The sequence below is a fragment of the Loktanella sp. D2R18 genome (assembly GCF_003318235.1).
Lineage (GTDB): Bacteria > Pseudomonadota > Alphaproteobacteria > Rhodobacterales > Rhodobacteraceae > Yoonia.
The window spans coordinates 158463-165503 of the sequence record NZ_QOCG01000002.1 but is presented as its reverse complement, the minus strand read 5'-3'; the positions used below and the strand labels follow the sequence as shown (position 1 = coordinate 165503).

Sequence of the window (7041 nt, the reverse complement as noted above, 5' to 3'; positions counted from 1 at the left end):
TCAAACTTTTCCTTAGCCATTTCACAGGGCCCTTAATTTTGTGGGGCCATTGTGGCCCGGTCCAACATCGCGGGCGATGTATTTGGAATCGGCCCAGAAATCAACCCAATATCGTTGAATTTCAAATGCCGGGGCATTCATGCTATACCCCAGCCAATCATACCGAAAAATTGCATAGGAAACTTGCCGCGTTTTCTGACGGCATTCCAATTTGGCGGCGCCCCAATCGTGATTGATCTGCACCGATGACCTAGTTGAATTTATTGTCGCGCGGGAACCCACGTGGCGCCATCCGTCCAGCGCTGGCCCGTTTGCCAGTCCATTCAGCCAATTCCGTTTCGGTGCGCGTCCGCCCCGCAGGGTCAAGCCAGTTAAGTCCTTCGGCCCGCGTAAATGTCGTCGCATCGGACATGCCACCGTCTTTGTATTTTTGTAGCCGAACGCCTTTGCCTCGCCCCATTTCAGGCAATTCATCTAGCGGGAACACCAGCACCTTGCGGTTTTCGCCGACCACCGCAACAAAATCACCGTCGATACGTTTGCAAACACTTGCTGTGCCGCTCGCGACGTTTAGCACTTGTTTACCGGTCTTGGTTTGCGCGACGACATCGTCTTCGGGAACAACAAACCCGTTACCTTCGCTCGATGCAAGCAGCAGCTTTGCGCCCGGCTTATGGATCAAAATATCAATGATTTCAGCTTCGTTCGGCAGATCAACCATCAAACGCAGGGGTTCCCCCATACCACGCCCGCCGGGCAGGTTCGCAGCTGACACTGTATAAAAACGACCATTCGCACCGAACACCAACAGGCGGTCGGTGGTTTCGGCGTGGAAGATAAACTGCGGGCCGTCGCCATCTTTGAATTTCAACTCGCGGGTCAGATCAATGTGCCCAGTCATCGCGCGGATCCATCCCATTTTGGAACAGACGACAGTGATCGGTTCTTTGTCGATCATCGCCTCAAGCGGCACATCAATAATTTCAGTAGCCGCGCCAAATTGCGTACGTCGCGCACCGCCAATACTATCGCGCCCAAAAGTCTTGCGGGTTTCGCGTAGCTGTTCTGCGATCTTGGCCCACTGCAAATCATCGCTGGCGAGCAATTCTTCGATCCCCGCGCGTTCGGCGCGCAAGGCGTCCCGTTCCGCGACCAGTTCCATTTCTTCTAGGCGGCGCAAACTGCGCAAACGCATGTTCAAAATGGCTTCGGCTTGGGTTTCGGTCAGCGAAACCTCAGGATCAAGACCCGTGGGCGATTTGTAGTCTGCCTCTGACGTCGCGCGCACATGGGTCTTGGCCCAATCTTCTGCGATCAGCGCCTTTTTGGGGTCATCGTCATACCGGATAATGTCGATCACGCGGTCCAAATGCAGAAAGGCAATGATAAACCCTTCCAAAACCTCAAGCCGGTGATCGATCTTTTCAAGACGGTACTGGCTACGGCGGGCCAGCACCTCGCGCCGGTGATCAAGGAAAGCGCGCAACACTTCTTTGAGTGAACAAACTTTCGGCGTCACCCCGTCAATCAACACGTTCATGTTTAGGCTAAACCGGGTTTCAAGGTCGGAATTGCGGAACAGCATGCCCATCATGACTTCTGGGTCGACGGTTTTGGCGCGCGGCTCCAGCACGATGCGAATATCATCAGCGGATTCATCGCGCACATCCGCAAGCAACGGTACTTTCTTTAACTGGATCACTTCGGCCAGCTTTTCGATCAATTTCGACTTCTGCACCTGATAGGGGATTTCAGTGACAACGATCTGCCATGTACCACGGCCAAGGTCTTCGACCTCCCACTTGGCACGCAGACGGAACGCACCGCGCCCGGTGCGATAAGCGGTTGCGATGTTTTCTTCGGGTTCAACGATAACACCGCCGGTCGGAAAATCCGGGCCGGGAATATAGTTGAGCAATGTATCGTCACGCGCGTCAGGTGTTTTGATCAGGTGCAGGCAGGCTTCGATCAATTCATGCAAATTATGGGGCGGGATATTGGTCGCCATCCCCACCGCAATACCCGTCGAACCGTTTGCCAAAAGGTTGGGAAATGTCGCAGGCAGCACGGCAGGTTCGGTCAGGCGCCCATCATAGTTGTCGCGAAAATCGACCGAATCTTCGGAAAGACCTTCAAGCAACGCCTCTGCAGCGGCGGTCATCCGCGCCTCTGTGTACCGCGACGCGGCGGGGTTATCGCCGTCAATATTCCCAAAGTTCCCCTGCCCATCGACCAGCGGGTAGCGGACGTTGAAATCTTGGGCCAAACGCGCCATCGCATCATAGATCGCGGCATCGCCGTGCGGGTGGAAATCACCCATCGTGTCGCCGCTGATTTTGGCAGACTTCAAGAACCCGCCAGTCGGAGACAGGCGGAGGCGGCTCATGGCATATAGAATCCGACGGTGAACTGGCTTCAGCCCGTCACGTGCGTCCGGCAAGGCCCGGTGCATAATTGTCGACAGCGCATAGGTCAGGTAGCGGTCACCAATGGCCTTGCGCAAAGTTTCGGTCGTGTCGATGGGGCCCATAGCCGGGTCGCTGGTCTGATCAGTCATAGGGTTTGGTTTAGCCCTGCGATTTTGCCACGTAAAGCTTAGAAACTCTTTGCAGGTGCTTGTGACCTTACTGCGAACCCGGCACATATGCGCTATGACACAGAAAACAATCCTTATCACTGGCTGCTCAAGCGGCATCGGCTATGACGCAGCACATGGGTTGCGCGCAGCGGGATGGCGGGTTTTTGCAAGCTGCCGCCAACAAAAAGACTGCGACCGGATGATTGCCGAAGGTTTTGAGAGCCCGCTGATTGATTACGCCGATGAGGCCAGCATCACCGCAGGGCTGGCAGATGTCTTGGCGGCCACAGGCGGCACGTTAGATGCGCTTTATAATAACGGCGCATTCGCTTGCCCTGGCGCGCTGGAGGACCTGCCAACCGGGGCGCTGCGCGACATCTATGAAGTTAATGTGTTTGGCTATCACGCGCTAACCCGCCAAGTGATTCCCGTGATGCGCGCCCAAGGGCATGGGCGGATCATCAATTGTTCATCTGTGCTTGGGCTGGTGGGTATGAAATGGCGCGGCGCATATGTTTCGACGAAATTCGCGCTTGAAGGGCTGACCGATGTGTTGCGCGTTGAGATGCACAACACCCCGATTAAGGTGATCTTGATCGAACCCGGCCCGATCACCTCTGACATCCGCCAAAACGCGATCCCGCATTTCGAAAAATGGGTTGATTGGGAAAAATCAGCGCGTGTTGACGAATATAAAGACATATTGTCACGGCTTTATACCGACAGCGGCCCAGATCAGTTTGAGCTGCCGCCATCCGCTGTGACTAAGAAACTCTTGCATGCTCTAACAGCAAAACGGCCCAAGCCGCGCTACTATGTGACAACGCCGACCTATCTTATGGGCGCGTTGCGGCGTATCTTGCCGACGCGGTGGTTGGACGCATTGATTTTACGCGGCTAACCGCTACATCGCAGGGAACCGAACCCGAAAAGGATGACACCTATGGCAAATGACCCGTTTTTTTGGATTGCAGCAATTTCGGCGTTCGCCGTTCTGGCGATTCTCATGTTTGGCATCGGCACCTTTGCCAAAGGGGGGGAATTTAACCGCAAACACGCAAATCGGATCATGCGCTGGCGGATCGGGGCGCAGTTCTTTGCGGTCGTGCTGATCGTCGCGTTTGCGTATCTTCGCAGCTCAGGAGGCTGATCCATGGTTGTCTTAAACAAAATCTACACGAAATCCGGCGATGCAGGTGAAACCGCACTGGGAAACGGCAGCCGGGTTGCGAAACATGATCTGCGCGTGAACGCCTACGGCACCGTTGATGAAACAAACGCAACCGTCGGATTAGCGCGCTTGCATGCAACCGGTGAAATGGATGCACAACTGGAGATGATCCAGAACGATCTGTTTGATTTGGGCGCAGACCTGTGTCGGCCCGATATGGATAAAGACGCCGACGCAGACCACCCGCCGCTGCGGATGTCCGGCGCACAAGTAAGCCGCCTAGAGATCGAAATCGACACAATGACCACGCAGGTTGATCCGTTGCGCAGCTTCGTTCTACCGGGCGGATCGGCGCTTGCCGCGCATCTGCACCTATGCCGAACGGTGTCACGCAGGGCCGAACGGTTGGTTGTTGAACTGGCGTGCACCGACGACGTGAACCCTGTTGCAGTGAAATATCTGAACCGCGTGTCAGATTGGTTTTTTCAAGCCAGCCGGATTGCGAATGCCAACGGTAAACAAGACGTGCTATGGGTGCCGGGCGCAAACCGCTAAGGTGCGGTGGATCAAGATCCACCCTACGCGCACAGCACGATGATCAATACATTGCACGAGTATCGGCGATTTTTGACGCAAATAAGGAATTCTTCTAATACCAGATTGAAGGTGTCCGATAGAGCCAGTTTTTTTGACTCGCCGTTTACCGCGCACATCGTCACAACAGCGCCCCTAGATCGAAACCTCACAGGTGCGCGTTGACGAAATTACGCGTAATTTCTTATATTTTAAAATTATAACAATACGTTAAAGCCTATTCACATTTTCCATCCCGAAAATGCAGCGCTCAAAAACACCCGTTGATTTGGCCTTTTTGACCGATGTACGGCCCCGTCTAGCTGACGCAAACGTCAAGAACGTGACGTCCTAGCCCCTTACCGCGTCGATTTTACACTGTTGTCACCTGTTACGACTCGCTAACACTGTCACGAGAATAACTACGATCAATTTTCTTAGGAGAAAAACGCAGATGAAGGTCATCGTACCCGTCAAGCGCGTGATCGACTACAATGTGAAGGTTCGCGTCAAAGCGGACGGCACAGGCGTCGATCTCGCAAATGTCAAAATGTCCATGAACCCATTCGATGAAATCGCCGTCGAAGAAGCCATTCGCCTGCGCGAAGCGGGCAAAGTGGAAGAAGTCATCGCTGTTTCTATCGGCGTAAAACAAGCGCAAGAAACATTGCGCACCGCTTTGGCTATGGGCGCTGATCGTGCGATTTTGGTGATTGCAGCTGATGACGTGCACCAAGATATCGAACCTTTGGCTGTTGCGAAAATCCTTGCTGCGATCGTCAAAGAAGAAGAGCCAGGTCTCGTGCTTTGCGGCAAGCAAGCCATCGACAACGACATGAACGCCACAGGTCAAATGTTGTCTGCGTTGCTGGGCTGGTCACAAGCGACATTCGCCTCCGAAGTGAACTTGGACGGTGACAGCGCCGTGGTCACACGCGAAGTTGACGGCGGGTTGCAAACAATCAAAGTCAAAACGCCAACCATCATCAGCGTCGACTTGCGCCTGAACGAACCGCGCTATGCGTCGCTGCCCAACATCATGAAGGCGAAGAAAAAGCCGCTTGATGAGAAAACACCTGCCGACTACGGCGTTGATGCGACACCGCGTCTTGCAGTGGTCAGCACAACCGAGCCTGCATCACGTCAGGCTGGGATCATCGTTGGATCAGTGGATGAACTGGTCGAGAAACTCAAAGAAGCGGGGGCTGTATAATGGCTGTTCTACTCCTTGCCGAAGTCACCGACGGCACGTTGGCGGTTGACGCGACTGCAAAAGCAGTGACCGCTGCGACCGCTTTGGGTGATGTTACCGTGCTTTGCGCCGGTGCAACCGCACAAGCTGCGGCTGATGAGGCCGCAAAAATCGATGGCGTTGCTAAGGTACTTTGTGCCGAAGATGCGTCTTTGAACCACCGACTGGCCGAACCAACCGCAGATTTGATTGTTTCGCTTGCTGGCGACTACAGCCACATCGTTGCGCCCGGCACAACTGACGCGAAAAACATCATGCCCCGCGTTGCGGCATTGCTTGATGTGATGGTTATCTCTGAAATCACCGCCGTCGTGGACGCTGATACATTTGAGCGCCCAATCTATGCAGGTAACGCTATCCAGACCGTCAAATCTGCTGACGCGACCAAAGTGATGACAATCCGGACCGCTGGCTTTGATGCCGCTGGTATGGGTGGGTCTGCCGCTGTTGAAACAGTCGGTGCCGCCGCCGATCCGGCCCTGTCCGAATGGGTCGAAGACAAGGTTGCGGAATCAGATCGCCCGGAACTGACATCCGCGGGTGTTGTTGTGTCTGGCGGTCGCGGTGTTGGCTCCGAAGACGACTTTGCCTTGATCGAAAAGCTGGCAGACAAACTGGGTGCCGCCGTCGGCGCATCACGCGCAGCTGTCGACAGTGGCTATGCCCCGAACGATTGGCAGGTTGGTCAAACAGGCAAGGTTGTTGCCCCTGATCTTTACGTCGCAATCGGTATCTCGGGTGCGATCCAGCACCTTGCCGGTATGAAAGACAGTAAGATCATCGTCGCTATCAACAAAGACGAAGAAGCACCGATCTTCCAAGTCGCCGATTACGGTTTAGTCGCAGACCTGTTCGACGCGGTTCCAGAGCTGACAGAAAAACTGTAAGCGATCTTACACAACCCGTTTAAAGGGCCTGCTTGAAAAAGCGGGCCCTTTTTCGTTGTAAGGAAACAAAGTCAACGCGGCGTGTCCGCGAATGGTTCGGCGACGACTTGGTGCTGATCTTCGAAAACAATGTAGCCAATACGATGGCTCTTAATGATCTCAATCCTGTGTCCGTTTTCTTCTAGCAAGGCAACTAATTCAAAGGCTTTCGCAATCATGTCCTTTGCGTCAGGTTTGAACCAGCTTAGCCCCATCGCATTGCGCCTGTAGTTTCCCTTCGACGTTGATCGATTAAAACGATCAGGCGTCTGCAAATTATGGTAAAACCAACCGAGAAGGGTGTTGAGATACGTAAAGGTATGCTGATCGACTCCAACGGTATCACGTAATTCATAGGCCGCGCAAAAGAAGCCTTCCCTTGCTGCTATACCATCAACAATGTTTTGGCGCACAAATCGTATGTACATTTATAGTGCCTCCATTCGCGCCCTTGCCATTATAGCGCGTCTCAAATCATGTGCCATGGAACTGTGGCCACAGAAGCGCACTCTAGATGACTGTTCGTCATCTTGCCCCCCTT

The 7041-nt window shown here is 54.0% G+C and carries 7 protein-coding genes; 5 read left to right on the top strand and 2 right to left on the bottom strand.

Going from position 1 to position 7041, the window contains the following annotated elements; all coding sequences use genetic code 11:
- Positions 1–250: 250 nt before the first annotated feature.
- On the bottom strand, positions 251–2557 hold the full coding sequence (locus tag DS901_RS00910) for a DNA topoisomerase IV subunit A (RefSeq protein WP_113775042.1): 2307 nt from the start codon (positions 2555–2557) through the stop codon (positions 251–253).
- 94 nt (positions 2558–2651) lie between these two features.
- On the opposite strand from DS901_RS00910, the gene DS901_RS00905 reads away from it, so the two are divergent.
- From DS901_RS00905 to DS901_RS00885, 5 genes are all read left to right on the top strand, one after another.
- The gene (locus DS901_RS00905; RefSeq protein WP_113775041.1) at positions 2652–3479 is read left to right on the top strand and encodes an SDR family NAD(P)-dependent oxidoreductase; all 828 of its coding nucleotides are present in this window, start codon (positions 2652–2654) and stop codon (positions 3477–3479) included.
- 42 nt (positions 3480–3521) lie between these two features.
- Positions 3522–3728, top strand: a complete 207-nt coding sequence (locus DS901_RS00900) for a twin transmembrane helix small protein (protein WP_113775040.1) — start codon at positions 3522–3524, stop codon at positions 3726–3728.
- Positions 3729–3731: 3 nt separating this feature from the next.
- Entirely contained in the window at positions 3732–4304 is a 573-nt protein-coding gene (locus DS901_RS00895) for a cob(I)yrinic acid a,c-diamide adenosyltransferase (protein WP_113775039.1), read from the top strand.
- 472 nt (positions 4305–4776) lie between these two features.
- On the top strand, positions 4777–5535 hold the full coding sequence (locus DS901_RS00890) for an electron transfer flavoprotein subunit beta/FixA family protein (RefSeq protein WP_113775038.1): 759 nt from the start codon (positions 4777–4779) through the stop codon (positions 5533–5535).
- Positions 5535–6461, top strand: a complete 927-nt coding sequence (locus DS901_RS00885) for an electron transfer flavoprotein subunit alpha/FixB family protein (protein ID WP_113775037.1) — start codon at positions 5535–5537, stop codon at positions 6459–6461. The genes DS901_RS00890 and DS901_RS00885 overlap by 1 nt, the downstream gene beginning before the upstream one ends.
- A 71-nt stretch (positions 6462–6532) precedes the next feature.
- On the opposite strand, the gene DS901_RS00880 is transcribed toward DS901_RS00885, so the two are convergent.
- Entirely contained in the window at positions 6533–6928 is a 396-nt protein-coding gene (locus tag DS901_RS00880) for a hypothetical protein (RefSeq protein WP_113775036.1), read from the bottom strand.
- Between the last annotated feature and the right edge of the window lie 113 nt (positions 6929–7041).

Excerpts from the sequence above, each read along its gene's own strand:
- DS901_RS00890 (WP_113775038.1), top strand. The coding sequence starts at position 4,777 with ATGAAGGTCATCGTACCCGTCAAGCGCGTGATCGACTACAATGTGAAG.
- DS901_RS00910 (WP_113775042.1), bottom strand. The coding sequence starts at position 2,557 with ATGACTGATCAGACCAGCGACCCGGCTATGGGCCCCATCGACACGACC.
- DS901_RS00895 (WP_113775039.1), top strand. The coding sequence starts at position 3,732 with ATGGTTGTCTTAAACAAAATCTACACGAAATCCGGCGATGCAGGTGAA.
- DS901_RS00885 (WP_113775037.1), top strand. The coding sequence starts at position 5,535 with ATGGCTGTTCTACTCCTTGCCGAAGTCACCGACGGCACGTTGGCGGTT.
- DS901_RS00905 (WP_113775041.1), top strand. The coding sequence starts at position 2,652 with ATGACACAGAAAACAATCCTTATCACTGGCTGCTCAAGCGGCATCGGC.
- DS901_RS00880 (WP_113775036.1), bottom strand. The coding sequence starts at position 6,928 with ATGTACATACGATTTGTGCGCCAAAACATTGTTGATGGTATAGCAGCA.
- DS901_RS00900 (WP_113775040.1), top strand. The coding sequence starts at position 3,522 with ATGGCAAATGACCCGTTTTTTTGGATTGCAGCAATTTCGGCGTTCGCC.